Genomic DNA, 26,108 nt, shown 5'->3' with positions numbered 1-26,108 from the left:
CTGATGCAATGGCGAGTATCTACAGCGGAATTATGCTCCCACCAGTACCATTGCAGGTCTTAATGTGCGTTCATTTAAGGTGTAGCCTTTTTGTAGCACTTGCCCAATGGTGTCTTTGTCTGCATCAGGGAAGATGCCTACCGCTTCGTGTAAGTCGGGGTTGAAAGTCTTACCAACTTCACCTACTGCTACCACGCCATTTTTCTCAAGGACGCTAAGCAAAGATTTATGAGTGAGTTTTAGACCTTCTAGTACGCTCTCATCGGCACCTGATTTTTCGCTTGCTTCAAGTCCACGCTCTAGGTTATCTACGACATCAAGTAGCTCTTTGGCGAATTTTTGTAGGGCAAATTTTTTGGCCTTATCGGTTTCTTGCTCCATACGGCGTTGGGCATTGTAGGATTCGGCATTGGCACGAGCGGCGGCTTCTTTAGCTTCTTTGACTTCGTTTTCTAGTGTCTCAATGGTTGCGGTCAGTTTGGCAAGCTCGTCTGTCTCGTTTGATTCTGGCTTTTCTTGGTTGTCATTTAAGATTGGGTCTTGGGTTTGTTCTTGTTCGTTCATGGCGTCCTCCGATTGGGTTAAATTTTTCTTATTGATAAAGGTTGTGGTGTAAAATTTCAAGCCGTATTGGTTAAATTATTCTAAAATGACGCAGGGTTTTTTGTTTGTAGTTGTTGCTTAAAAAGATGATTTTTAAGCAAAGCAGACCGACTCACCACTTGTGGCGGTATTTATGGTGCAAAACTTGTAAGGATAGTTGGTTGATATCAGATGGGCTTGTGCTTGGTTTGTTTTTAAGATGATAAAACACTTTTGTGAATATCTGCAATAACCTTTTTAAGATGATTGCTGCTCAATTCATCAATCAGATGTACGCAGGTGGTAGGGCTGGCGGATTTGACAATGTCAAATAGTCGTACGCCAAGCGTCAGATAATGGATGTTGTTGGCAAAAGGACTATCTAAGTTTTGCCAATGCTCAAATACCATTTGACTGGCAATGAGCATAAACATGGGTATATTGTGGGTGTTGGCATAAGCCAGTTGTGGGGCGATGGCGTGATAATTTTGTGCCAAATCATGGGGAGCGACTCGTTCATACCACGCCATTGCATCCACTTGTACGCCCCTGCCTGCCAGTGTGTCGTGCAATAGCCTGCGACCACCGACCCCACGCCAGATGAGTATTTTATCCCCTGCCTGCAATTTATCAATTACTGGCATTGCTAGCATACCTTCGTTGTTGGCGATGGCGGGGAGAGCGACAGATAAGCCAAAGTCATACAATGCCTTAGCGGTCGCCTTGCCTACAGTGATGGTGGGTGTGGCAATAAGTTTGGGCAAATCATCTGCGTGCTGATGCCCTAGCGTCCTTAGATGACTGATGGCACGCTTGGCAGCCTCAGCACTGGTAACGACTAAGGCTTGATAGACCCCATTCATCAGGGCATCAAGCATAGCTTGTTCTTGAGCGTTTGGCGATAAGTCGTTAATGGCAAGCAAGGGTAGGTTGACTATTTGCACGCAACCATCACCAAGCTGATTTAACTCATGGCTTCGATGGGTGGGGCGAGTGTTGATGAATAATGGTTTATTTACCATAGACTTCTTTTAAGATGGCGTCTGCACCTTGGCAAAGCAGGTCTTTGGCAAGACTTTCACCCAACCTTTCAGCGGTAAGCTCATCATCACTACTGTGAGTAAGGGTGATACAACCTTCGCTTTTTAGGAGAGTTTTGCCATCAATACTACCCACACGCCCTCGTAGCGTTAGGGTGTCGCCAGAGATGGTGGCAAAGCCTGCAATCGGTACTTGACAGCCTCCTTCAAGGGTGCGATTCATGGCACGCTCGGCAAGAACGCACAGGCGAGTTGATGGGTGGTTTAGTACGCTAAGTAATTGTAAAATCATCTCATCATCAGATCGACATTCAATCGCTAATGCTCCTTGACCGACCGCAGGCAGGCTTAGGCTGTCGTCTAACTCATGGCGGATGCGTTCGTGCAGTTCTAATCGCTCAAGCCCACTGGTGGCTAGGATAATGGCATTGTATTCGCCGGCATCAAGTTTGGCTAGGCGAGTGCCAACATTACCACGCAGGGATTTGATGTTGAGATGCGGATAGGCGTGAGCAATTTGACATTCACGGCGTAGGCTTGATGTGCCTAAAACTGCCCCATTGGGTAAGTCGTCCAAGCACTCATATGTATTTGACACGAAGGCATCTGTCGGCGTGTGTCGTTCGAGATAAGCTCCTAAAGTCAGCCCTTCTGGTAGCACCATTGGTACATCTTTTAGTGAATGCACAGCGATGTCGGCACGCTTTTCGTATAGAGCGGACTCTAGTTCTTTGACAAACAGACCCTTACCACCGATTTTGGCAAGCGGAGTGTCTAGGATTTTATCACCCTTAGTTACCATTTCTAGTAGCTCAACCTCCATGGTTGGATAGAGTGTCTCTAGGGTGGTTTTGACAAAATGAGCTTGCCATAGTGCCAGTGGCGATTGGCGAGTGGCGATAGTTAGGGTGTCTGGAATGGTTATTTCTGGATTAGTTATTGAAGTGTTCATATTGAGTCGCTGTTCTTTGGGCGGTCTGATATTTGAAAGATTAAAGTTTAAAAACTGTTAATATTTAACCATAATAATCGCATTTGGGCAAATGGCTTTTGGTGGCTTGGTGTGGGTTTGGAGCCTGCCCATCAGTTTTTGATTAAATCATGGTTATGTCATGGTGCCACATTGGTTGTTTGTTGGGAGTTTATCAAGTCTGACAATCTTAATCTTAGCTTGGGCAGGCAGCGTCTGGAGATGGCAAATGGCTCATCAAGGGGGTAGAGCAATAGCCAGTGTTTATCTTGCGGTTTGTCGCCGTCATGATTATTGTCATGGCGACTGTTATTGTATGACTTGTGACCATTGGCAGAGCTGATTTGCTGAATGTGGCGAATGCCAACTAGGGTGTGCCGATGAATACGAATCAAATCGTTAGAATAAGTGGTCTCAAGTGATTTTAGGGTTTTGTCAGTGAGTGTGATGCCGTGTCTGTGGTGTATTTTGGTGTATTTTTGTTCGGCTTGGCAATACCAAATATCATCAATCAAAATGCGTTCATCGCCACGATGGCTCCGAATAATGATGGTAGATTGTTGGGGTGGAATCTGAGCTAAAGTTGGTCTTTGTGCATGGCTGATGAGTGATGCAAGCGGTGGCATCTGGGTGTCATCATAGCGAGCAAATCCGCCAACGCCAAGCTCTAACACCCCATCACAGGGCTGTGCCACTTGGCTTAGGATAATAAGAGTAGGCTGAGTGCTGTGGCGGTACAGAACACTTAATTGTTGCACAAAAGATAAGACATCAACGCTATCAATGTCTAGCAGAATAATGACTGGCTGATGTAGCTTGCAGGCTTTGACGGTACCTGTTACGGTGCTAGCCGTGATGAGTGTGTGAGCGTCATCACTTGCTAATTGGCGTGCATGGCGAATGAGTGGGGCGTGTGTGCTGATGAGCAGAAGAATCATGGGTGGTTAAGGCGGATAAATTGGGGCTATCATAGCATTTTTGTATGAATTTTCCCATATTCGTGCCGATATTTGTATGTGGGCTGTGCTATAATTTATCATCGACCAATTCTATTATCCATCAATAAATGATAAGGCAATACCATGACTAATAACACTTCTAGTATGTGGGGCGGACGCTTTAGCGAGGCTACTGATAAATTTGTGGCAGAATTTACCGCTTCTGTGAGTTTTGACAAACGCATGGCACATCAGGACATACAAGGCTCTATTGCTCATGCTACCATGTTGGGGCAATGTGGTATCATCACTAAGGATGAAAGTCGTCAAATTGTGGAGGGTTTGACCCAAATTCAAGGCGAAATTGAGCGTGGTGAGTTTAAATGGCGTGTGGAGCTAGAGGATGTTCACATGAATGTGGAGAGTCGTCTGACCGCCTTGATTGGCGATGTTGGCAAAAAGCTACATACAGGTCGTAGCCGAAACGACCAAGTGGCGACAGACATTCGTCTATATCTGCGTGATGAAACTGATAAGATTGTCGGTTTGATTGGCAAATTGCAACATGGATTGCTTGATTTGGCAAGTCGCCACACCCATACCATCATGCCTGGTTTCACTCATCTACAAACTGCCCAACCTGTCAGTTTTGCTCATCATGTCATGGCGTGGTTTGAAATGCTTAGTCGTGATAGCGAGCGATTTGTTGAAACTCGCAAACGCATCAATCAAATGCCATTAGGCTCAGCAGCTTTAGCGGGAACGACTTATCCGATTGACCGCACATTGACCGCACAGTTGCTAGGTTTTGAGGGGATTTGTGAGAACTCGCTAGATGCGGTTTCTGATCGTGATTTTGCCATTGAATTTACTGCCAACGCCAGTATCTTGATGATGCACCTATCTCGCATGAGTGAAGAGTTGATTTTGTGGATGTCGGCACAGTTTGGTTTTATTCATATTCCTGACCGCTTTTGCACTGGCTCATCCATCATGCCCCAAAAGAAAAACCCCGATGTACCAGAGCTTGTGCGTGGCAAGACCGCCCGTGTATTCGGACAGCTCACCACCTTGCTTACGCTCATGAAAAATCAGCCCCTAGCGTACAACAAAGATAACCAAGAAGATAAAGAGCCTTTGTTTGACTGTGTGGATACACTGACAGATTCGCTCATCGCCTTTGCTGATATGTTGCCAAATATTACGCCAAACGAACAAAATATGCGTACCGCCACAATGAAAGGCTATGCCATAGCGACTGACTTGGCGGATTATCTCGTCAAAAAAGGCTTGCCGTTTCGTGATGCTCATGAAGTGGTCGGCTCGGCGGTGGCGTTGGGTGTATCAAAAGGCGTGGACTTAAGTGAGCTTAGCCTTGATGAATTAAAAGGTTTTAGTCCGCTTATCGGCGATGATGTCTTTGATTGCTTGACTTTAGAGGGTTCACTAAACGCCCGTAATCATATCGGCGGCACTGCCCCAGAGCAGGTGTTACAGGCGATTGAGCGTGGCAAGAATAAAATTAGATGATTAACTCATCAAAAACACAGTTTGTATGAACACTGCTTGGTTATAAGGTTTTGATGCGTATTTGGGTATCAAAACTGGATTGTTAGGCTTTGTCATCTTGTTTGATTTGTATGTTGATGGGCATTGTGCTGTTTTGCCAAAATATTTACATTTGTTATAATGCGGTTTTATCACTTGGAGAATGTCATGGAAATCTTTAACCCTAAAGCCAACCTTGTTATGTGTCGTAAATACAAGCAGGAGTTGCCTAAATTACCTGCTCCACCATTCCCCAATACCAAAGGTGAGGAAATCCAAAACACCGTTTCAAAAAAAGCATGGGATGAATGGATTGAGCTACAGACCATGCTCATCAATGAAAAGCACCTAAGTATGGTGAATAAAGATGCCAAAAAATATCTTGCTGAACAACGAGAGTTGTTTTTGGATAATGGTGATTATGAACGCCCAGCAGGTTTTAAACCAAAGGCGGATGTTTAAATGATTGAGGCTCAAGGAATTTTCAAGCCGATATTGATAGGCGATGACCGCCCATCAGAGTTGGCGGACTACCCTAGCGTACATGTACAGCCTGTGGCTTGGGGGGAGATGGATGGCTTTCATCATCTCAATAATGTGGCATTTTACCGTTATGCTGAATCGGCACGCATTAGCTATCTGCGGGCGGCAGGCATGGTACAAACACGCACCGACATCATGACCATTTTGGCGGCAAGCAGTTGCCAATACAAACGCCCTGTTACCTATCCTGACACACTGCTTATCGGTGTGCGTACCAAAAGTTTGGGTAATACAAGCATTGTTTTTGAAAAGGTGTTTTATAGTATTGCTCAATCTGCCATTGTAGCGACAGCTGAGTCGGTGATGGTTAAGGCAGATAGTGATGGTAAAAAAATGGCATGGGGTGATGATGAGCGTGCGATTTTTGAGCAGTTTGAAGGTCGAGCATTGTTAGCGTCCTAAATGTTATCGTAGTTCATAAAAAATCCGAATGTTTCGTTGGGCATTCGGATTTTTAGATGGCTTTATCAAAGGTGGATTATTTGTGTAGTGCATCAAGCAATCTGGTATGAATGCTCTCAAAGCCACCATTGGACATGATGATAATGACATCGCCTGATTTGGCGTGCTTGACCAGATGGTTGATGATGGCATCGGTACTGGTTAGTACTAATTGATTGGGTGTGTTGCCGATGGCTTGGGTCAGTCCCCAAGTCAAATTCTCAGGCTCATACCATAGCACATGGTCAGCAAGCAAGGCAGAAGGAGCAAGTTGCTCACGGTGGCTACCAAGCTTCATGGTGTTACTTCGTGGCTCAATGACTGCCCAGATGGTGCGACCGTTTAACTTTTTCTTGGCACCGTCTAGAGTGGTGGTGATGGCGGTAGGGTGGTGGGCGAAATCGTCATAGACTTGAATGCCATTTATCTCACCAATCAGCTCCATGCGGCGTTTTATGCCACCGAAGTTTGATAATGCTTCACACGCCTTGCTCACACTGACGCCGACATGATGGGCTGCAGCGATGGCAACTAAGGCATTATGGACATTGTGTGTGCCACTCATATTCCAACTGACCGTGCTCTTATCATCGCCGTGTTTCACATGGAACAGCGAGCCGTCTTCTTTTATTAGGCTAGCTTGCCAATCTGAATCGCCATCAATACTGGTTCGCCATACAGGTGTCCACACGCCCATGTTAAGCGTCTCTTCTAGGCTGTTGGTATTGGCAGGCATGATGATTTGCCCTGTTGCTGGAATCATGCGAATCATGTGATGAAACTGAGTCTGAATCGCCTTTAAGTCAGGGAAAATGTCAGCATGATCGTATTCTAAGTTGTTTAAAATCGCAGTTGTTGGACGGTAATGCACGAATTTGGAGCGTTTGTCAAAAAATGCAGAGTCGTATTCGTCCGCTTCAATGACAAAGTAATCTTTGCCAAGATGTGAACTGTGAGCAAAGGCGGATTTTAGTCGCTCATCATCAGTATTGACGAGTGGCACACCGCCGATTAAAAAACCTGTGTCAATCCCTGCGTACTGCAAAATCCAAGACAGCATGGTCGTGGTTGTGGTCTTGCCGTGCGTGCCTGCCACTGCTAGAACATGGCGATGTTGTAAGACATGCTCGCAAAGAAACTGCGGACCTGAAGTGTATGGCAGATGATGGCTTAGCATATATTCAACCGCTTCCATGCCACGCTTGCAGACATTGCCCACCACGACCAAATCAGGGCTAGGATTAAGATGGGCGGCATCATAACCTTCTAAAATCTCAATGCCAGCTTGCTCAAGCTGTGTGCTCATGGGCGGATAAATGGCAGTGTCTGAGCCTGTAACGGTATGTCCAAGACTACGAGCAATCAGAGCAAGAGACCCCATGAAAGTCCCACAGATACCCAAAAAATGAATGTGCATGATGATGCCTTATAGCAATGTTGGTAATTTGGCAAATTATAACAAATTTTTTATCAAGGGCGGTTTTTTATTTGTTAAATGGTATTGGCGTGCATGGCGTTTGTGATTTTGATGATGATTTGTTTGAATTTTAAAAATCAGCTTGAGTGTTTTTTGATGATACTGCCCAACTGAACCAACAAAATCAGCCAATCACCACAAACAAAATCAGTGTCTGCATGGGAATGGATAACCCCAAAAAAGTCCAGTCAATTTTGGCACATTCCCCTGAGCCTTTTAATACCTGCTCAAAGACCTGCATGATGGGCAGGGTTTCCACCCAGTAGTTTAGCCCTGGACCGCAGGCAGGTACTTGGTCGGGTGGTAAGTGTTGTAGCCAAACATGGCGTGCTGCTACTGCTGTTCCCCATAGCGTGCCGATGAGCGAGCCTAGCCACAGCACTAGGCGAGTGCTTTTTCTTTTTGGATTAAAAATCAGTCCGAGCAAAGCAAAGCCACCCATCACCCAAAGCCCAATTCGCTAAAAGATGCATAAAGGGCAAGGTTCAAGCCCTAGGGTGTGTTGAAGGTAGCCAATGGCAAATACGCTACCTACCATACAGATGGCAAGTAGCAAGGCGTTGCATTGACGATAAGCCATAAATTTTCTTAAATGAACTAAAAAATCACTGACGATAAGTCTGAATGTACTCATAAAATGACACACTGTCCTTTTGTTCGATGGCGGTTTGTTCTGCGATGGAGTCAGTGGCGAGCTTAGCAAAGCGTTCTTCGTGCTCTTGACTTAAAGCGTGTTTTTGTAGTTGTTCTTGGTGTTTTTTAGCGAGCAATTTGCCCAGCTCCCAAGTGCCACCTAAGCGGCGGCTATCTGCTTCAATTTGGGCAGAGAGTGTAAACTCTGGGTTGGTCGCCTTGCCTTGCATCATTGCCAATGCTTCACGGTAGGCATTGCCACCATGATGATGATCGAAGGCATCGGCGATGATTTGCATATTAGTTAGGTGTTTGACAATCCAGTCGTGCAGATACATATCGCCTGACTCGGTTTTGATGACCACGCCTGTGCTACGACCGTGATTGACCACAGTGTCAATATTGGCTTGTAGGCGTTTTTCTTCGTCTTTATATAAAGCAGGCGAATCAAGTAGCAGGCAGTATATTGCTAGTACTTCTAAGAAACAAGCGGTCTGCATACGAATACCGATGTCGCTGTATGGGTCTAGGTCAATGGCACGAAATTCCACATAAGCGATGCCACGAGCATCAAGGGCTGCAGTCGGTGTTTCGCCAGATTTGGTAATTTGTTTTGGGCGAATGGGGCTATAAAATTCATTTTCAATTTGCAAAATGTGGTCATTGATCTGTAGAGGATTGCCATGTTCGTCATCTACACCAAGGGCGGTAAAATCGGCAAACGGCGTACCAATGGCGGCACGCAGTCCTTTGATGTATTCATCTAGGTCGTTGTATTCGATGTTTAGGTCCTCTTGGACGCTGTTGGTGTAGCCTAGCTTGCCCATGCGTAAGCTAGTGCCGTTAGGCTGATAATAAGTACAGCTACCCTCAAAGAGTGGAACAAGGTTATGATTGCGACCTTTGATGAATGATGCACAAACTGCAGGACTTGCCCCCAGTAGGTATAGTACAAGCGGTGTTAGGCGTTTAAAGTTGCGAATAAGAGCAAGGTATTTGTTATTTTTAAATTGGGTAAAATCAAGGCTTTCATCTTGGCAATCAAACCAAGTCTTAAACAAGTCATCACCTACCGACAGATTATAATGCAGTCCTGCAATCGTCTGCATTTTTCTGCCATAACGCACGCCAAGCCCTGAGCGGTATAGGGTTTTTAGTTTACCGATGTTGCTTGTGCCATAATCCGCTAGTGGAATGTCTTCATCATTATCTGAGGTCATGCAGGGCATGGAAAGAGGCCACATCAGTTCGTCATCTAATGAGCGATGTACCAGCACATGCAGTTCTCTTAGCATGTCCAAGGCTTCTTTAATGGATGAGAACGGCTCGGTGATGAGTTCAAGCAGATTTTCTGAATAATCGGTCGTGATATAAGGGTGGGTTAGTTTAGAGCCGAGTTTGGTGGGGTGTGGGGTCTTGGCGGCAAAACCATCGGGACGCATACGCAGTCCTTCTTTTTCAATGCCACGCTGTATACCTGCAATCAATTTAGGCGAAAACCATGTTGGTAGATAAAAAGTATTGATTGTCATAAAAATTCCTTGAAAAATCGTTGCTTGAGTAAAATGTGCTGATATTATAAGGCTTTTTTGGGTCCTTGTTTTTGCCAATTTTGCATATCACTAATGGTAAAAGCGAAGTTGTCTGTGCTTATTATAAAGCTAAGGGCGTACAATGGCAAAGAAAATCCCAACTTGGGCATTTTTTCACAAGAAAAAGTTTGCTATACTAGGGCGATAATTAATTTTTATAAATAGGTGTATCATGTCAAACTTTTTACCGCCCCAAGAACAGCTTGAACTGTTAAAACGAGGCGTGGTTGAGCTTTATTCAGAAGAAGATTTATTAAAAAAATTGGCATTGGGTCGCCCTTTGCGTATCAAGCTCGGCATGGACCCTACCGCCCCTGATTTGCATTTTGGGCATACGGTGGTACTAAATAAACTGCGTCATTTTCAGGATTTGGGGCATGAGGTGTTATTTTTGATTGGTGATTATACCGCTCGTATCGGTGATCCTACAGGCAAGAACACCACCCGTCCGCCATTGTCCGAAGAGGATGTCAGACGCAATGCCAAGACTTATGCCGAGCAAGTCTTTAAAATCCTGGATAAAGATAAAACCAAAATCGTCTTTAACTCTGAGTGGTTTTCCAAAATGTCAGCAGGCGACATGATTGGTCTTGCCAGTCAGGTTACGGTGTCTCGTATGCTTGAGCGAGATGATTTTTCAAAGCGATATGCCAGCCAAACACCCATCGCCATTCACGAATTTTTATACCCTCTTGTACAAGGCTACGACAGCATTGCGATGGATGCTGATGTGGAGATTGGCGGCACCGACCAGACCTTTAACCTACTGATGGGGCGTACCCTACAAGGTCGCTATGGTAAAGAGGTTCAAGTCTGCTTAACCATGCCTTTATTAGAAGGCTTGGACGGCGTGAACAAGATGTCTAAATCGCTTGGTAATTATATTGGCATTGATGAGAGTGCTGGCGTGATGTACCAAAAGATTCTGTCAATGCCCGATACGCTGATTGCTCGTTATTTTGAGCTACTAAGTTTTAAGCCGATGAGTGAAGTAAATGCCCTACTTGATGAAATGGCGAACGGTCGCAACCCACAAGAGATTAAACGCATTTTGGCGTTGGAATTGATTGAGCGATTCCATGATAAAGAAAGTGCGGAGAATGCCCATAAATCGGCAGGTAATCGTTTGGCAGATGGCGAGTTACCGATTGATTTGCCAGAAGTGGCGTTAAACTTGGCAGACGGTCAAGATAAGTTGTTCATCACTCAAGTGCTAAATCAAGCCGGTCTTGCCAAAAACTCTGCCCAAGCTAAAGACATGCTCTCTCGTGGGGCGGTTAAGGTCGATGGGCAAGTTGTGGACGCATCTTTTGCTTTAAGTGTGGGGCAAACGGTTGTAATACAAGCAGGCAAAAAGGCGTATGCTAGGGTGAGTGTGGCTTAATTTTGCATGATGATGTTGCAAGATGGTTAAGCAGAATTGCTAGAAAAAATATCTGATTGCCATCATACATGCTGTTTGGTTTTGGTTGTTTGCTAGGCAGTATGATAATGAATGGGTTTTTAAAACCACCTTAAATCAACAAGATGCTTATGAAAAAAATCTATCTAGTCCGCCATGCCCAAAGCGAATCTAATGCTCGGCTCGCCATTCGCCCAAACTCTCTGATTAACCTGACTAAGGTGGGTAAGGTAGAGGCTTTGGAGCTGTCGGATTGGCTATGTGAGCATCTACCGCACATTGATGGGGTGTTTATCTCTCATTATGTGCGTACTGCTCAGACAGCTGAGCCATACCTGATGGCGACAGGGCAAACGGCAAGTGTGATTGAAGCGTTGCACGAGTTTGATTATTTAGATTTTGAGCGTATTAAAGACTTGTCTTTTGAAGATTTGGTTGCTACTGCAGAGGCGTTTTGGCAGCAGGGCGATACCGCCTATCAAGACGGTACGGCAAGCGACAGTTTTGAGCATTTTGTTGGGCGTGTGCGTCAAGTTCGACAGATGTTTGATGAGTTGCCTGATGGCACTTATGTGGTGTTTACGCATGGTATGTGGATTGGTATGCTCATGTGGCAGATTCTCCATGACGATGGTCTTCGCATGATGGATATGGCCGCATTTCGTGCTTATGAACTTGCCATTCGCCCAAAAAACTGTGAGGTGTTTTTATTGAGCGATGCGTGTGGCGTGCAGACGGTGGCTAAGGTTCGGGTGCGTGATGAATGAGCTAAAGTTGGGTATTTACCGCCACCATAAAGGCAATCTTTATCAGGTTCTACACACCGCTTGTCATTCTGAAACTGGCGAATGGCTCGTTGTTTATCGTGCCTTATACGGTGATTATGGGGTGTGGGTACGACCGTTGGCGATGTTTATAGAAAATATCAAAATTGGTGAGCAAACTGTGCCACGATTTGAGTTTATTCGGGAGTTATCATGACTGCATTTAAAATAACCGACCTTGTCATTGGTGCAGGAAAATCAGCCGAACGAGGGGCACTTATTACCGCTCATTATACAGGCTATTTGTCGGACGGCACGGTGTTTGATAGCTCGCATCAGCGTGGACAAGCCTTCGAGTGCGTCATTGGCACAGGGCGTGTCATTAAGGGCTGGGATTTGGGTGTGCTAGGTAGTGATGTGGGCAAAAAGCTACTGGAGAAATGGGGGCTGACCTTTGATTTGTCAGAATACGAGCCGATGAAAGTTGGTGGCAAAAGACAGCTTGTCGTGCCCGCCCATCTTGGCTATGGCGAGCGAACGGTGGGGAGCATTCCGCCAAATAGTGATTTAACCTTTGAGATTGAACTGCTTGAGGTACGGACAAGAGACTAATCGGTCAGTTCAAGTTGAATCGCTTCCCAAAAATCTAGCTCGCCTTGTCTTTTTTGTTGTTTGGCTTCTAGCAGTCGTTTTCGTCTTTTGGTGATGAGCATCAAAATCTTATGCTTATCGCCATCGCTGAGTGTATGCCATGATTGGCGTTCGGTGCGATTGCGTAGGCAACCGATACAGTAGCCCTTTTTGTTCATGGTGCAGACACCAATACAGGGGGTATCAATGGCGAACAGCTCAAATTGTAACATAATGGCACATCTAAAATTTATTCAAAGATTACTATAGTAATTTTTTTTAATTTTATCAATATTTTAATGTTGATTTGGAAAAACTTATGACCATCATCTATCTACACGGACTAGATGCCGACCCTAACGCCAACAAAGCCATTATCACTGCTGACCATGCCAAGAAAGTTGGCATTGAGACTATTCGTCCTGATTTGAATTGTCCACCTGATGAGGTGGTAGCAAAAATCTTGGCTCTCATCAATGACCACCCTAACTGCGTACTGGCGGGTTCATCGCTTGGGGGTTATTTTGCCACGCTGTTATCTGATATGACAGGCACGCCATGTATCCTGCTAAACCCAAGCATACGCCCTGATTTGTCATTCAGACGCTTTTTGCAGGATAATTTTGACACCAAAGATCTTAGCAATGATAGCGTGATTTATCGCACAACTGGCGGTTGGCAAATCAAATATGCCGATCTTGGTTGGTTTGAAAACCACCGCCTAACAGTCAAGCATCCTAATAAAATCAAAGTTCTATTAAAAATGGGTGATGAACTATTAGATGCTGATGCTACCAAAGATTTTTTTGAAAGCCATTGTGTTGGTGTAACCGCCCAAGATGGGGGCGACCACCGCATGAGCGACTACGATAGTCAGGTTCAGCAGGTGATGGACTGGGTTTTATTATTCACTAATTAATCATTATGGAGTTTTTATGCACACTTTATACGTCAGCACCACTTCGCCTTATACTCGTATTTTACTTATGATTGCCAAGCTAGAGCAGGTGGACTTGGCATTAAAGTTTGTCATGCCTTGGGATAATCCTACAGAGCTTGTCTCTGTCAATTCGTTCAGCCAAGTGCCAGCTTTGCTCTTAGATACAGGCGAGGTCATCACTGAGACCATGCTCATCATTCAGGCGATTGCTCCGCAATTTTATGCCAATAACAGCACCGATTTGCCTTCAATTGCCAAAGCATTTGGGATTTTGGCTCAGGGTGTGCGTGCTTTTTCAATCCAGCGATTTACACCAGAAGGACAAGAGCTTCACCCCTTTGTGGCTCGCTCCACTGAGTTATTAAAAGGTACTTTGCCAAATCTAGCACCCCTATCGGCCGACAGCAACTCGTGGGGCGATAAGGTGTTGATGTGTGCATTGATTTGGATTGGTGTGCGACTGCCCGATGTATTTGAGACGCTAAGCGAATCAAATAAACAAGCGGTTTATGATTTTCATCAAAGTCCGCTCATGCAACAGCTCAACGCTGAGGCACTAGAGGCAAAACCAAGTAGCGTCAAGGATTTATAATCCTGTTTTTAAATAAAAAGGAATGCAGTGTTGCATTCCTTTTTTGTCAGATTGTATTTTATAAACCCAAAAGGTGATTATGAGTTGTTAGACTTGCACGCTAATTGGGTGCAGGCGGTAGCCTACCAAGAAAAGAGCGGTTTTATTTATTTGATGTTTTCAGATGTTTTGGCGTATTTAATCCAAAAAACAGGGGAAGCATACACAAAATATCCATACGAGAAAACCATAGATTTAAAGCGTTTTCATACAAAACGCCTTTATGAATTATGCTGTAAACGAGCAGGGGCAAAACCGCCACAAGGCAAAAAACACCCACAAGTAACAATGGTTATTGATGAATGGAAAGATTTCTTTGGGTGTATTGATAAATATAGTGCGGTCAATAATTTTAAAAGATATGTTTTAAACCCAGTTATAAAAGAAATTAACGAACAAGGCGAATTTGAATTGACCCTTGAACAGGAAAAACTAGGTAAAATCATCACGCATTTTACGCTAATTATCAATGATAAACGCAAAAAGGCTGACTCATTGGCAAATGCTTTGAACCCTAGTAGCAAGGAAAGAGACCCTGACACGCTAGACATTTTGCATGGCTTGACTGATAAAGAGCTTGTTATTGTCCGTCAAAAAGTCGCTGAATATATTACCTATTTGGAAAGCAAGGGCGAAACAGTCAATCATTTTCGCAAAAGAAACATTGAGAATAAAGCCATTGATGAGCGTTGGGGGCTTGATGAGTACTATGAGAACCTACAAAAAGCCGAGAATGAACGCCTAGCAGGCAAGGAACAGGCGGAGCGTGAAAGACAAGCCAAAATAGCGGAACAAGCCGAGAAACAACGCCAAGAAAGCGAAAACAGGGCATTTATTGAATATTTTGAGAATTTGCCCCAAGATGAGCAAAGTTGGATTATTGATGAAGTTGGGCATACTATTGAACCATTTTTAAAACAATTTTTTGATAAATCCGTCAAAAATGGTTCATTTCATAAGGATTTGATGTATCGTGGAGTATTTAAGCAAGTTATGGGAGTGTAGGCTTGATTTTTAATAATTCAACAACCCTTTGCCAAGATTTTACCCATTCTGCGGTATCTTGTGAGCAGTAGCCAATGATTTTAATAATCCGTTTGTAGTCGCCTTGCAGATTGCGGTTAAAAATTGGTTCGTGGTGGGCAATACGATTTCTTAGTTTTCTAATTTTTTCAAGATTATCAAATACTTCTGTTCTCATTGTGGCTAAATCTGCGTGCTTGGCATTGGGTAAGGCAACAGCCCAATGCTTCTTCCAAATCTCATCATCAAAACGAGCTGTAAAAAAATCCTTGCCAAAACACAAACGGCAATTCGCAAATGGTCTGTTCTGTGGTTTCTTGACGTGCGTTTAGGAGTTCATTTCGACGGTTTTGTTGCATACTTCGGACAAATCGCACATTGAAAGCCCAATCTGCACCATGTTCAGCTTGTGTAGCATTGGCAACGGAATTTATAATAACCACTTCGCACACCGCCAAACACTCAAACAGGGCGGATGATATTTGTAAGTTCCATTGATATAAACTTATTGCCTGTTCGGCATCTTTGGCAAACTTCTCGTAAGTGGCAAGGCGTGGATGCGATAGGGTATTTTTGACATTTGGGTAATTTTCACTTGATTTCATAGGGATAAATCCTTAAAATATTACTGTTTGCTAGGGTCTATTGAGGGCTTACGCCTACCCCCTAGTATTAAGTGAAAAGCCCGCCTTATGGTGGGTTTTTCTTTGTTTGCAATATACTAAATCAAAAATTTTAGCAAATACAAACCTTGTGGGGGGGTAACCCAAAGTCATCGCCCAAAATCCCAATTTTTATCCCCCTATCTAGGGCTTTTGTTATTCTGTGTTGTCAAATTGCCTTTATTTGAATATAATGATAAAAATTTTTATAAAATGTTTTAATTGAATAGGGATGTATTATATGCACATGGATCTTGGTATGTCATCTCAAGATTTTAGGCGGCAAGTGCTATACCAAGCACCCAAAGTATTCAAGGGTGCAGTCAAAGATTTGAATATTACTTGGAAACAAATCAACGAATTATATCAGCGAGCCAATCCCACAGATGAGCTTTTTCGCCTTAGAAAGGGTGAAATCGTACCCATTTCTGAGTATGTAGAAAGCTTTAATGACATGGGACGAACTCGCTATCGTTTTATTAAATCTGCCATTTATCATCATATGAAACATGGTGCAACCATTGTTTATAATCGCATTAACAATGAACCTTTTGTAGATAATTTGGCAAAACAAATTTCCCATTTTGTACAAGCGCCAACGGTTGTAAGTGGTTATTTGGCGTTTGGTAGTGAGGCCTCTTTTAAAAGCCATTGGGATACTCGTGATGTGTTTGCAGTGCAACTGATGGGCAAAAAACACTGGGCGTTATACAAACCCAATTTTGAAAGTCCGTTATATATGCAACAATCCAAAGATGTGGATGTACCAGAGCCAACCACACCTGACATGGAGATTGTATTGGAAGCTGGTGATGTGCTATATATCCCACGTGGGTGGTGGCACAATCCTGTTCCAATGGGTTGCGAGACATTCCATTTAGCGATAGGAACATTTGCCCCAACAGGCTATGATTATATGCAGTGGTTAGCCAAACAAACCCCCAACATCCTACCCTTAAGATACAATTTGTCTGACTGGGAAAGTGACAAAGATAATATTATACAAGCTTGTAATGAATTGTCTGCCATCATGACAGACCCAGTGATTTATGATAAATTCATGCAAGAACATATGGCGAACTATCGCAGTGACAGTGCTTTTAATATGCAGTTGTTTGGTAATGCCAATGCTGACGCAAATGACATTCCTGATGATGCGTTGATTATCTCTAACATTGTAGATGGCAGAACGCTTGAAAAAGGCTATGTCATTGCAAATGGCTTAAAGATTAATATCAATGACGATAGTCAATATTTGCTTAAGAAAATTATACAATATGAGCCAATTAGTTTATGCAATCTTTTACAGACAACTGATAAAAGTATGTCCAATGATATTAGGTCGGCGATAGCCAAAATGGCTGAGTTGGATATTATTGAATTGGTACTTTAAGTTGTTTTTTATTCACAGGAGTTTATTATGTTTGAACTAAACATTGAGCAAATGAAGATGGTATCTGGGGGTGGGTTGGATAGTTCTGGGAACAATTATGGGGATAGCGGTAATCAGTCTTTAGGATTACCAAAAACAGATTTATCAAAACCGCCTAGTTGGGGCGCTCTAATAGGAGGTATTGCTGGACAAAGGCTTGGTGGAACAAAAGGTATGGAAGTTGGTGTAGTTATTGGACATTCTGTAGAAAATTTTGATTGGGAATGGTATCGTAAATATAGAACAATTGCTGAACCTTACGAATTAGAGTATTCTGGAGGACTACCTTAATGAAAAAATTATTAAAAAATATTGTTGGTGATTGCGGATGGGTTTCATTCACAGTAGGCTTCTTGATATATATGTTTATTAAATATTTATTTGATTTATCAAATGCAAGTTCATGGTTATTGTTTATATTTATAATGATTATTTTTTCTAAGATATCAAAAAAAATGATTAAGACTAAATCGCAATCTCGCTAATTTTTTTAGAATATTTTAAATTAAGCATAAATCAAGAAATTAAAATCGGCAGCTATCACACGGATTAATATTATAGACAAAAAGATGACAATTATTACTTTAGAAATGTCAGATTTAAATTCTTTTATTTTATCTGTATTGATAACAGAATATAGAGAATAGTGAGTTAACAAAAGAGGCATTAGATATGTATCGCAAAGTTCAAGATCATCGTGATAAATTAGGTATTATTTTACCCTAGCTTATTCTTTGAAGTGGTTTTGGTTTAAAAAATATACTATAAAGAAAAACATTCGTCACAAACTTAAAATGGTATGATTTTCCTGTACTTCAACAAACTTAATCCAAACAGGAAATCTGATTAGTGTATTTTTTTATTATTACCCTTTAATTTATTTTCTTATTAGGATGTAAATATGGATTTAATCCCAAGGCCTGTTGTTGTATTTTTTTATATTTTAGCTGTCGGTTTATTTGTTCAAAAAATAGATACGATAACAAATTTTGACGTCTATATTTATTGGGTAATATATTGTTCTTTGGTTTTTTTGGGTATATTTTTTATATTTAAGAAAAGAAAATTTTCTAACAAGAATGACAAGTCTTAATGGTATCTGGGGGTGTCGGATAGTTCTAACACCAAACAAAAAAGTAGCGGCAGTATTTACCATAGGTCATGTTGTAGAAATACAGGATTATCATAAAATGGGTGAGGATTACAAAAATTACGTAGACAGACATTTGCAAAATGGTCTATTTCATAATGACCAATACTTTTAATGATTAGAAATATGTATGAGTATGCGCGATAAAATGATGACCATATCTAGAGTTTTGGCCATTCTATCATTTTTTACATTATCAAAAGTTGTTTATCACAATTACAATGACATAATTCCTGATAATGCTATTTTAGGGATGGCTGTATATGTGCTTGTATTATGCCTTATGATAAATTTATTTATAAATCATAACACCTATCATGTCCAGTCTATTTCGTCCTGAAGCTTTATCTGCCCAAAAAATAGATTGGGTGGGTAAAGTTGTGATAGTAACGCCGATTAGCTTTGCTTTTTTGACGTTTTGTGCGTTTATGGCAGGGCTTGTACTAATGATATTTTTGGTATGGGGTGAATATACCAAGCGTAGTACAGTCAAAGGTCAACTCATTCCTGACAAAGGGTTGGTACAAGTCTATACCACAACAGCAGGAGTTATTATAGAAAAATATGTATCAGAAGGTCAGGCGGTTAAGGCAGGAGATATGCTATATAAAATCTCTACCACTCGTCATACCGATGCAGGTAATGTACAAAGTATTATAGATAAAGAGCTCGCCTTTAAAAGACAGCTGATAGAACATGAAATCACTCGCACCAAGCAAGCTCAAGCTGCTGAAAAAAGAAATATCGCAAATACCATAGAGCGTCTACAAGTAGACATGGATAAACTGCAAGCTCAAATAGATTTACAGGCACATTAGGTTGCCATTGCCAAAGAGACTTTGGCACGATATGAATTTGCCATGCAAAGTGAGGCGGTATCCAAACAAGAGCTAGAATCACAAACAATGGCACACAATACACAGTTAAATAGTCTGACCGCCCTTGAGCGAGAAAAGGAGATGATTGCTAAGCAAATCAAAGAGCAAACCATCGCCTTATCCCGTCTAGAACATGAGCATAAAACAACACTTTTGCAGTATGAACGCACATTGTCTGACAACAAAAGCGATAGCATCCAAAACCAAGCCAACGATACTTTGATTATCAAAGCCCAAGTAGATGGTGTGGCAAGTGTCGCTCATGCCGATGTGGGGCAATTTGTGGATAGTAGTCAGTCACTTGTAAGCATCCTACCTAATGACAGCCATTTGATTGCAGTGATGTATGTACCGAGTCGTGCTATTGGTTTTGTTAAGACGGATGATGAAGTATTGCTTCGCTATGTAGCGTATCCTTATCAAAAATTTGGACATGCCAAGGGGCGTATTATCTCTGTGCCAAAACTGCTCATGCAGGACAAAATTTACCCACCATTGGCACAGTATCAGCCACTGAACAAATCGCCAATGAACCGATGTATGTCATCAAAGCACATTTAGATAAGCAAACCATAACAGCCTACGGCAAAGAACTACCCCTAGCAGTTGGCATGACCTTGGAGGGTGATGTCATGCATGAAACACGCAAATTATATGAATGGGTGCTTGAACCGCTATATAGTCTCACAGGTAAAATTTAAACCAATCAATTTGTCATAGGTGCAATTGCACCTTTTTTGTTGTCAAAGTTTTTATGGATAATCTTAGTCATGGATTTTTTAAAACGCATTAATTTTGGTTTATCAGCCAAAATGCCCGTTATTTTACAAACCGAATCTGCTGAATGTGGTCTAGCCTGTCTTGCTATGATAGCTCATTATCATGGGTATCTTACTGATTTATGGAGTTTGCGCCAAAAATATCCTATTTCTCAAAAAGGTGCAACTTTGCACACGCTTATTAAGATTGCTAGACAAATAAAGCTTAGCACACGCCCTTTAAGGCTGGAACTGAATGAGCTTAATCAGCTGCGTACGCCGTGTATTCTGCATTGGGATATGAATCACTTTGTGGTATTAAAATCTGTATCCAAAACTAAAATTACCATCCTAGACCGAAGTGCTGGACAAAGACTAATGACACTTCAAGAGGCATCAGATCATTTTACAGGAATAGCCCTAGAGGTATGGGCGGATAGTGATTTTGAGAAAAAAGAAGATAAGGTCAATATTCGTTTATCCAAACTGATTGGTGAAATAAAAGGACTTTACAAGTCTTTGGGTCAGATATTAATACTGGCATTGGTGCTAGAGATATTTGCTCTAACCAGTCCATTTTTTATGCAGTGGGTGATTGATCATGCTATTGTTTCGGCTGACAAAGATTTATTAACGACACTGGTTATTGGCTTTGGCATACTTATGTTTTTAACACAGCTAACCAGCTTGCTTCAGTCATGGATAAGTATGTATATCTCTACTACACTCAATATACAATGGAAGTCTAATGTTTTTCATCATTTAACTCATCTACCCAGTCAATTTTTTCAAAAAAGACATTTGGGTGATATTATTTCTCGTTTTGGAGCAATTGATAGCATTCAGTCTACGCTGACCACAACTTTTTTGACCGTTGTCTTAGATGGTGTGATGACAGTATTTACACTTGTATTGATGTTCTTTTATAGCCCGGCTTTGGCATGGGTTGCAGTGGGTGCAATGATGATCTATGGACTCCTGCGCTTTCTCTGGTATACACCCCTAAAACAAGCTACCGAAGAGCAAATTATACATGCAGCTAAGCAGAGTACGCATTTTATGGAGACTATGCACGGTATTCGTGCTATTAAACGTTTCAACAAGGAAGATATAAGAAAGAGTACATGGCTTACCTTATTTGTTAATACCATTAATGCAGGACTTTATACCCAAAAATTAGGGCTTATGTTTGGATTTATTAATGGTATTATTTTTGGGTTTGAAAACCTTATCATTATCTATTTGGGTGCAAATTTAGTTATTGATGGTACTTTTACAGTTGGCATTTTAATGGCATTTATCGCCTACAAAAACCAGTTTGGTGGACGAGTGAGCAATCTAATAGATAAATTTATTGAAGTAAAAATGTTAAACTTGCATGGTGAAAGGTTAGCAGACATTGTTTTAGAAAAAACAGAAAAAAATAGCTATCTACCTCTAATAGAGCAAAAAGATAAACTGGTTTATGATATACAGGTAAACAATCTATCCTTTGCTTATAATGATGATGAACCCTATATTATTGACAATTTGAGTTTTCACATCAAAGATAAAGAATCGGTAGCCATCGTTGGGGCAACAGGTTGTGGAAAGAGTACACTGATGAGCTTACTTATGGGTGAACTTACGCCCAAATCAGGAGAGATTAAAATTGCAGGCAAGGTTCACCACAGCATGGCAGAGCTAAATGCCCGTGATATTATTGCCTGTGTTAGTCAAGATGACACACTATTTGCAGGCTCTTTAGTTGAAAATATCAGCTTTTTTGATGATAAACCAGATAATGAATGGGTGGAAAAATGCGCCATTATGGCTGGGATTCATGATGAAATCATGTCAATGCCTATGGGCTATCAGACGCTTGTCGGCGATATGGGTAATATACTATCAGGCGGTCAAAAGCAACGTATTTTTATTGCCCGCGCCCTATACCGCAGACCAAAAATTTTATTTTTGGATGAAGCCACTAGTCATTTGGATGTTAAAAAAGAGCATCAGATTAATAAGATGATCAAATCACTAGGTATCACACGAGTGATGATAGCACACCGACCTGAAACAATTAAGAGCGCTGATTGGGTATTGTATCTCTAATAGTTTCATGGCGTTACTCCTTATGTTTTAAGATAATTTATGAAAATAATACAGAATTTTGAATATTGCTAGTAAAGTAAGGCTTGCGAGACCATCATAATTAAACCTGATTTGGTTTTGGGATATAAAATCTTTGATAACATCATAGAGCTACTATACTATCTTGACAGCCATAGCAAATTATTTAACCAACCTACCGTCCAAAATCAAAGCCCTTGCCCTTATCTAGGGCTTTTTGTTGCCCTGCAATAAGTTCATTAGCCTGTTGTTCTCGCTGTTTAATCTGCTGATTAACCCCTGTAATTGCTCGTTCTGCACTCTCAAAGACTGATTGGCTGCCGTTAATTTCTGTATCCGCTCGTTCTGATTGGCGTTCGTCTCGGTAAGTTCGTTTAATTGCTGTTCTAACTCGGTTAGTAAATTGTTGTAGTCGTTCATGAAGCTGTTTTGCACGGTCAAAAACCCCTAGTTGCTTGGAAAGGTCAATACTTGTTGTTTCTTGTCTGAGGTATAAGTTGTCGCTTTCTTGTGGTTGCTGATGATGAAATATGTACCGTTCTCCTCCCCAATCTCCACTTTTGATAATATCTTGGCTTCTAGGGGTGATTGGTCTATCTTGTCTTGTATCTGTATCAATACTTCTGTTTGGTCTTGGGACTTCTTGTAAAGCCATAGGTTGCCAAGACCTAGCCCTATCATCAAAATTACCATTATGGCTGATGTCATTGCTGTAATTCTGTTGATAATCGCCAATTTGGATAGGCTTTGGCGTATGGTCGCTTGCTGGTCGTCTAAAATTTTTTGTGTTGCTTTCAGATTTGATTGCAATAGCTCGTTGTAACTTGCCAAGTGCTGATTGGTAACGCTCTGTATTTTCTCGGTCATAATCTTGTTTTGCTCTTGTGCGTTCCGCTCCAAGTTCGCCACTAAATCGTCTATTTTCATAAATAAAACCCTCTAATCTGATGTTTCTTTTGCCGTTAGGATTTTTAACGCTGATTGATTTGTCCGTAACTCGGGCGATTTCAAAGCCTGATTGCCCTAATAGCTCTAAAACGCCCGTACGGCTCGTTATAGCCCCTTTCTCAATTTGCTGGTTTATTATACCTATGGTCTCTTTAATCGCCTGTACGCTCTCTGGGAGCCTGTGAGGGTCTATTTTGATTGCTTGGGCTTTTCTTGGGTCGTTAGGGTCAGATAATCCGTAATCGTGGTTAATGACTTGTTTCCAGTTTTCAACCAGTGGGCGGTCGGCTCGGTCATAGTAGGGTTGTAAGCGTTTGCCTGTGGTAAGCTCTACATTGGGTATCACAAAGTTAAGTTCTAGGCGGTCTTTGTCTTTGTGTTCTATCCAAGTAATGTCGTATTGGTCTTGGTCTAGTCCTGCCAGTAATGATTTCTCAAAACTTGCCATAATCTCACGCTTGGCGTTGTCGTCAAGGTTACTTTCTTGAAAAGATAGCACGCCAACCGTGTAACGGTTTTTAAACTCCAAATTATCTGCTAATCGTTCAGTTAGCTCTGGATTGCCCTGCAATACTTTGGCTTGTTCTCGGTCTTTGTCTTTGCCTAGCAAATAATTCATTGTTGCCGAACAATTACCACGCCCACGAGAGAAAAATTTTACAATCATCTTAATTGCCTATGCTGTCATCATAGCGTTTCAAAAGCTCGTCTAATTGTTCACGAATTATGGCTAATTCCCCTAGTAGCCGTAAACGGTCTATTTTGTCCCCTAATGCGTCCGTATTGGCGTATTTGGCGATTTGGTTAAGGTTGCCCCTATCTTGCCTAATTCACGCAGTAAAAGCGGTTCTACGGGCTTGTATGAGCGTTTAACACTTTCAGCCCCTAAACAGGTATCACGAACCCAAGCCCCATAAAATATGCCATAAGCCCACAAGTGCTTTACTCAAAGTGTAAGTCTGATGATGATATCAAAAATGTCTTTTTGATAATACGCCATAATAAAAATAAATAAAATCAATCAGTTAAACTAAGCATTCAAATTAAATCAAAAATCGGCTAAAATACTCTCTTTCATCATAACATTCCAATACATATGAGCTACACCACCCAAAACCTAGAAGTCCTAGAAGGGCTAGAACCTGTCCGCCGCCGCCCTGGTATGTATACCGACACCACTCGCCCCAATCATTTGGCTCAAGAGGTGATTGATAATTCTGTGGATGAAGCGTTGGCTGGACACGCCAAAAATATCATTGTTACCCTGCATACTGACGGCTCGCTATCTGTGCTTGATGACGGACGAGGTATGCCCACCGATATTCACCCTGAATTTAACCAGTCAGGTGTGGAGCTTATCTTGACTCGTCTGCACGCAGGAGGAAAATTCTCCACCGATAATTACGCCATCTCTGGTGGTCTGCATGGCGTGGGGATTAGCGTGGTCAATGCTTTATCCAAGCGTGTGGAGGTTACTGTGTGGCGAGATGGCATACAGTATCAGATGAATTTTGAGCATGGCACAGCGATCAGCCCCTTGATGAATCAGCCGTCTGCCATCAAGAAAAAACGAGGCACGCAGGTGCGATTTTGGGTAGATGAGCAGTATTTTGATAATCCTAAGTTCTCCATCAAAGCCCTAAAGCACAACTTAAAAGCCAAAGCCGTCCTATCAGCAGGGCTAAAGATTGACTTTATCAACGAAATCGAGCCTGATACCAGCGAAAGCTGGCAATACACAGATGGTGTGGTGCAATATTTGACCGAACAGCTTGGCGAGCTTGCCATCATTCCTGAGGTGCCTTTTTATTTTAGTGGAGAGCCGACAGCAGGCGAGCGTGGTGGAGCGACTTTTGCGATTGCGTGGTTGCCTGAGTCTGGCACGCCCATTTGTGAAAGTTATGTCAACCTTATCCCCACAGCACAAGGCGGTACGCATGTTAATGGACTTCGCACAGGGATTACGGACGCTTTGCGTGAGTTTTGTGAGATTCACAGCCTTTTGCCTAGAAATGTTCGCCTAACTGCTGATGATGTGTGGGACGGCGTTAATTATATTTTATCCTTAAAATTTGCTGAGCCGCAGTTTAGCGGTCAAACCAAAGAACGCTTATCAAGCCGTGAAGCGTCGCCACTGGTGCAGGCACTTGCTAAAGATGCGTTTAGTCTGTGGTTAAATACTTATCCTAACACTGCCAAAGCGATTGCTGAGCTTGCCATCAGTAAAGCAGGCAAGCGGTTAAAATCTGCCCAAAAAGTCGCCCGAAAAAAAATCACCCAAGGTCCTGCCTTGCCAGGTAAGTTGGCTGATTGTAAGGGTGAATTCAAAGACGGTGCAGAGTTGTTCTTGGTGGAAGGCGACAGTGCAGGTGGGTCTGCTAAGCAAGCCCGAGACAGACATTTTCAGGCAATCTTGCCCCTGCGTGGCAAAATCCTAAATACATGGGAAGTTTCGCATGACACCGTATTATCCAGTCAAGAGATTCATGACATCGCCATCGCCATAGGCGTAGATCCAGCATCTGATGATTTATCTGAATTACGCTATGACAAGATCTGTATCCTAGCGGATGCAGACTCGGATGGACTGCATATTGCTACGCTTATTTGTGCATTGTTTGTCAAGCATTTTCGCTCGCTGGTGGAAGCAGGGCATTTGTTTGTTGCCATGCCCCCTTTGTACCGCATAGACATTGGTAAAGATGTGCATTATGCCCTAGATGATAATGAGCTAAACGCCATCTTGAAACAAACCAAGTCTAAGGGTAAGCCACAAATTACCCACTTTAAGGGTTTAGGCGAGATGAACCCTGATCATTTGCGTGAGACAACTATGAATCCTGATACTCGCCGTTTGGTGCAACTTGATATTGATGACTTTGGCAGCACCAGTAGTGTCATGGATATGCTACTTGCAAAAAAACGCTCGTCCGATCGTAAGGCGTGGTTAGAAGATAAAGGAGACTTGGCAGATTTGGCGGTGTGATGCACTCTAACAACAAATCTGCCATAAA

Annotated in this window: 28 protein-coding genes and 1 pseudogene; 17 read left to right on the top strand and 12 right to left on the bottom strand. The window is 42.3% G+C overall.

The window, feature by feature from the left end; translation table 11 throughout:
- Positions 1 to 30: 30 nt before the first annotated feature.
- From grpE to L3D27_RS10580, 4 genes are all read right to left on the bottom strand, one after another.
- Positions 31 to 600, bottom strand: a complete 570-nt coding sequence (gene grpE / locus L3D27_RS10595; protein WP_432481922.1) for a nucleotide exchange factor GrpE — start codon at positions 598 to 600, stop codon at positions 31 to 33.
- Positions 601 to 797: 197 nt separating this feature from the next.
- Positions 798 to 1,604 carry a uroporphyrinogen-III synthase gene (locus L3D27_RS10590; RefSeq protein WP_432481166.1) on the bottom strand — a complete coding sequence of 269 codons (807 nt, stop codon included), beginning with the start codon at positions 1,602 to 1,604 and terminating at the stop codon, positions 798 to 800.
- The gene (gene hemC / locus L3D27_RS10585) at positions 1,594 to 2,574 is read right to left on the bottom strand and encodes a hydroxymethylbilane synthase (protein WP_432481165.1); all 981 of its coding nucleotides are present in this window, start codon (positions 2,572 to 2,574) and stop codon (positions 1,594 to 1,596) included. The genes L3D27_RS10590 and hemC overlap by 11 nt, the downstream gene beginning before the upstream one ends.
- A 158-nt stretch (positions 2,575 to 2,732) precedes the next feature.
- Complete coding sequence (locus tag L3D27_RS10580; RefSeq protein WP_432481164.1) at positions 2,733 to 3,530, bottom strand: LytR/AlgR family response regulator transcription factor; 798 nt, start codon at positions 3,528 to 3,530, stop codon at positions 2,733 to 2,735.
- Between the two features lie 144 nt (positions 3,531 to 3,674).
- Here L3D27_RS10580 and argH point away from each other — a divergent pair, with 144 nt between their 5' ends.
- From argH to L3D27_RS10565, 3 genes are all read left to right on the top strand, one after another.
- The gene (gene argH / locus L3D27_RS10575; protein WP_373628779.1) at positions 3,675 to 5,060 is read left to right on the top strand and encodes an argininosuccinate lyase; all 1,386 of its coding nucleotides are present in this window, start codon (positions 3,675 to 3,677) and stop codon (positions 5,058 to 5,060) included.
- Between the two features lie 186 nt (positions 5,061 to 5,246).
- Positions 5,247 to 5,540: an oxidative damage protection protein gene (locus L3D27_RS10570; RefSeq protein WP_284673623.1), complete on the top strand. Its 294-nt coding sequence runs from the start codon at positions 5,247 to 5,249 to the stop codon at positions 5,538 to 5,540.
- A complete protein-coding gene (locus L3D27_RS10565; protein WP_432481163.1) occupies positions 5,541 to 6,023 on the top strand; it encodes an acyl-CoA thioesterase in 483 nt (160 codons plus the stop codon).
- A 76-nt stretch (positions 6,024 to 6,099) separates the two neighbouring features.
- Here the strand turns inward: L3D27_RS10565 and mpl are convergent, their stop codons facing one another.
- The 3 genes and pseudogenes from mpl to gshA form a co-directional block, all read right to left on the bottom strand.
- Complete coding sequence (gene mpl, locus L3D27_RS10560; RefSeq protein WP_432481162.1) at positions 6,100 to 7,479, bottom strand: UDP-N-acetylmuramate:L-alanyl-gamma-D-glutamyl-meso-diaminopimelate ligase; 1,380 nt, start codon at positions 7,477 to 7,479, stop codon at positions 6,100 to 6,102.
- Positions 7,480 to 7,663: 184 nt separating this feature from the next.
- Positions 7,664 to 8,119 (bottom strand): annotated as a pseudogene (locus L3D27_RS10555) (disulfide bond formation protein B).
- A 25-nt stretch (positions 8,120 to 8,144) separates the two neighbouring features.
- Positions 8,145 to 9,704 (bottom strand): glutamate--cysteine ligase, encoded by a 1,560-nt coding sequence (gene gshA / locus L3D27_RS10550; protein WP_373628783.1) that lies wholly within the window; start codon positions 9,702 to 9,704, stop codon positions 8,145 to 8,147.
- A gap of 232 nt (positions 9,705 to 9,936) precedes the next feature.
- On the opposite strand from gshA, the gene tyrS reads away from it, so the two are divergent.
- From tyrS to L3D27_RS10530, 4 genes are all read left to right on the top strand, one after another.
- The gene (gene tyrS, locus L3D27_RS10545; RefSeq protein ID WP_432481161.1) at positions 9,937 to 11,148 is read left to right on the top strand and encodes a tyrosine--tRNA ligase; all 1,212 of its coding nucleotides are present in this window, start codon (positions 9,937 to 9,939) and stop codon (positions 11,146 to 11,148) included.
- Positions 11,149 to 11,297: 149 nt separating this feature from the next.
- The gene (locus L3D27_RS10540; protein WP_373628785.1) at positions 11,298 to 11,933 is read left to right on the top strand and encodes a histidine phosphatase family protein; all 636 of its coding nucleotides are present in this window, start codon (positions 11,298 to 11,300) and stop codon (positions 11,931 to 11,933) included.
- Complete coding sequence (locus L3D27_RS10535) at positions 11,926 to 12,147, top strand: DUF1653 domain-containing protein (RefSeq protein WP_373628786.1); 222 nt, start codon at positions 11,926 to 11,928, stop codon at positions 12,145 to 12,147. The genes L3D27_RS10540 and L3D27_RS10535 overlap by 8 nt, the downstream gene beginning before the upstream one ends.
- Positions 12,141 to 12,542 (top strand): FKBP-type peptidyl-prolyl cis-trans isomerase, encoded by a 402-nt coding sequence (locus L3D27_RS10530; protein ID WP_284674635.1) that lies wholly within the window; start codon positions 12,141 to 12,143, stop codon positions 12,540 to 12,542. Before L3D27_RS10535 ends, L3D27_RS10530 begins: the two co-directional genes overlap by 7 nt.
- On the opposite strand, the gene L3D27_RS10525 is transcribed toward L3D27_RS10530, so the two are convergent.
- Entirely contained in the window at positions 12,539 to 12,793 is a 255-nt protein-coding gene (locus tag L3D27_RS10525) for a DUF1289 domain-containing protein (protein ID WP_284673616.1), read from the bottom strand. The genes L3D27_RS10530 and L3D27_RS10525 overlap by 4 nt on opposite strands.
- 86 nt (positions 12,794 to 12,879) lie before the next feature.
- Here L3D27_RS10525 and L3D27_RS10520 point away from each other — a divergent pair, with 86 nt between their 5' ends.
- The 3 genes from L3D27_RS10520 to L3D27_RS10510 all read left to right on the top strand — a co-directional run bounded on the left by L3D27_RS10520 (position 12,880) and on the right by L3D27_RS10510 (position 15,136).
- The gene (locus L3D27_RS10520) at positions 12,880 to 13,479 is read left to right on the top strand and encodes a YqiA/YcfP family alpha/beta fold hydrolase (protein WP_432481160.1); all 600 of its coding nucleotides are present in this window, start codon (positions 12,880 to 12,882) and stop codon (positions 13,477 to 13,479) included.
- 16 nt (positions 13,480 to 13,495) lie between these two features.
- The gene (locus L3D27_RS10515) at positions 13,496 to 14,092 is read left to right on the top strand and encodes a glutathione S-transferase N-terminal domain-containing protein (protein WP_432481159.1); all 597 of its coding nucleotides are present in this window, start codon (positions 13,496 to 13,498) and stop codon (positions 14,090 to 14,092) included.
- Between the two features lie 84 nt (positions 14,093 to 14,176).
- Positions 14,177 to 15,136 carry a RepB family plasmid replication initiator protein gene (locus tag L3D27_RS10510; RefSeq protein ID WP_432481158.1) on the top strand — a complete coding sequence of 320 codons (960 nt, stop codon included), beginning with the start codon at positions 14,177 to 14,179 and terminating at the stop codon, positions 15,134 to 15,136.
- Here the strand turns inward: L3D27_RS10510 and L3D27_RS10505 are convergent.
- The gene (locus tag L3D27_RS10505; RefSeq protein WP_284673607.1) at positions 15,123 to 15,332 is read right to left on the bottom strand and encodes a hypothetical protein; all 210 of its coding nucleotides are present in this window, start codon (positions 15,330 to 15,332) and stop codon (positions 15,123 to 15,125) included. The genes L3D27_RS10510 and L3D27_RS10505 overlap by 14 nt on opposite strands.
- A 67-nt stretch (positions 15,333 to 15,399) precedes the next feature.
- Positions 15,400 to 15,759, bottom strand: a complete 360-nt coding sequence (locus tag L3D27_RS10500) for a hypothetical protein (protein WP_284673606.1) — start codon at positions 15,757 to 15,759, stop codon at positions 15,400 to 15,402.
- A 298-nt stretch (positions 15,760 to 16,057) separates the two neighbouring features.
- On the opposite strand from L3D27_RS10500, the gene L3D27_RS10495 reads away from it, so the two are divergent.
- The 6 genes from L3D27_RS10495 to L3D27_RS10470 all read left to right on the top strand — a co-directional run bounded on the left by L3D27_RS10495 (position 16,058) and on the right by L3D27_RS10470 (position 22,128).
- The gene (locus L3D27_RS10495) at positions 16,058 to 17,209 is read left to right on the top strand and encodes a JmjC domain-containing protein (RefSeq protein ID WP_432481156.1); all 1,152 of its coding nucleotides are present in this window, start codon (positions 16,058 to 16,060) and stop codon (positions 17,207 to 17,209) included.
- 27 nt (positions 17,210 to 17,236) lie between these two features.
- On the top strand, positions 17,237 to 17,539 hold the full coding sequence (locus L3D27_RS10490) for a hypothetical protein (RefSeq protein ID WP_284673604.1): 303 nt from the start codon (positions 17,237 to 17,239) through the stop codon (positions 17,537 to 17,539).
- Between the two features lie 1,176 nt (positions 17,540 to 18,715).
- Positions 18,716 to 19,216, top strand: coding sequence for a hypothetical protein (locus L3D27_RS10485; RefSeq protein ID WP_432481155.1), 501 nt, complete (start codon positions 18,716 to 18,718; stop codon positions 19,214 to 19,216).
- Positions 19,217 to 19,237: 21 nt separating this feature from the next.
- On the top strand, positions 19,238 to 19,837 hold the full coding sequence (locus tag L3D27_RS10480; protein WP_432481154.1) for an HlyD family efflux transporter periplasmic adaptor subunit: 600 nt from the start codon (positions 19,238 to 19,240) through the stop codon (positions 19,835 to 19,837).
- Entirely contained in the window at positions 19,813 to 19,977 is a 165-nt protein-coding gene (locus L3D27_RS10475; protein ID WP_432481153.1) for a hypothetical protein, read from the top strand. Before L3D27_RS10480 ends, L3D27_RS10475 begins: the two co-directional genes overlap by 25 nt.
- A 69-nt stretch (positions 19,978 to 20,046) precedes the next feature.
- Positions 20,047 to 22,128, top strand: a complete 2,082-nt coding sequence (locus tag L3D27_RS10470; protein ID WP_432481152.1) for a peptidase domain-containing ABC transporter — start codon at positions 20,047 to 20,049, stop codon at positions 22,126 to 22,128.
- A gap of 193 nt (positions 22,129 to 22,321) precedes the next feature.
- On the opposite strand, the gene L3D27_RS10465 is transcribed toward L3D27_RS10470, so the two are convergent.
- Together L3D27_RS10465 and L3D27_RS10460 are read right to left on the bottom strand one after the other, a co-directional pair.
- Positions 22,322 to 23,761 carry a relaxase/mobilization nuclease domain-containing protein gene (locus L3D27_RS10465; RefSeq protein WP_432481151.1) on the bottom strand — a complete coding sequence of 480 codons (1,440 nt, stop codon included), beginning with the start codon at positions 23,759 to 23,761 and terminating at the stop codon, positions 22,322 to 22,324.
- Position 23,762: 1 nt separating this feature from the next.
- Entirely contained in the window at positions 23,763 to 23,894 is a 132-nt protein-coding gene (locus tag L3D27_RS10460; protein ID WP_432481921.1) for a hypothetical protein, read from the bottom strand.
- Positions 23,895 to 24,190: 296 nt separating this feature from the next.
- Between L3D27_RS10460 and parE the strand changes: the two genes are divergently transcribed.
- Complete coding sequence (parE, locus tag L3D27_RS10455; RefSeq protein ID WP_432481149.1) at positions 24,191 to 26,080, top strand: DNA topoisomerase IV subunit B; 1,890 nt, start codon at positions 24,191 to 24,193, stop codon at positions 26,078 to 26,080.
- The last annotated feature ends 28 nt before the right edge of the window (positions 26,081 to 26,108 follow it).

This window comes from Moraxella sp. ZY200743, assembly GCF_050885545.1.
Classification (GTDB): Bacteria; Pseudomonadota; Gammaproteobacteria; order Pseudomonadales; family Moraxellaceae; genus Moraxella; species Moraxella haemolytica.
Note: the sequence above shows the minus strand (reverse complement) of the source record. Positions and strands in the feature narration are given on the sequence as shown.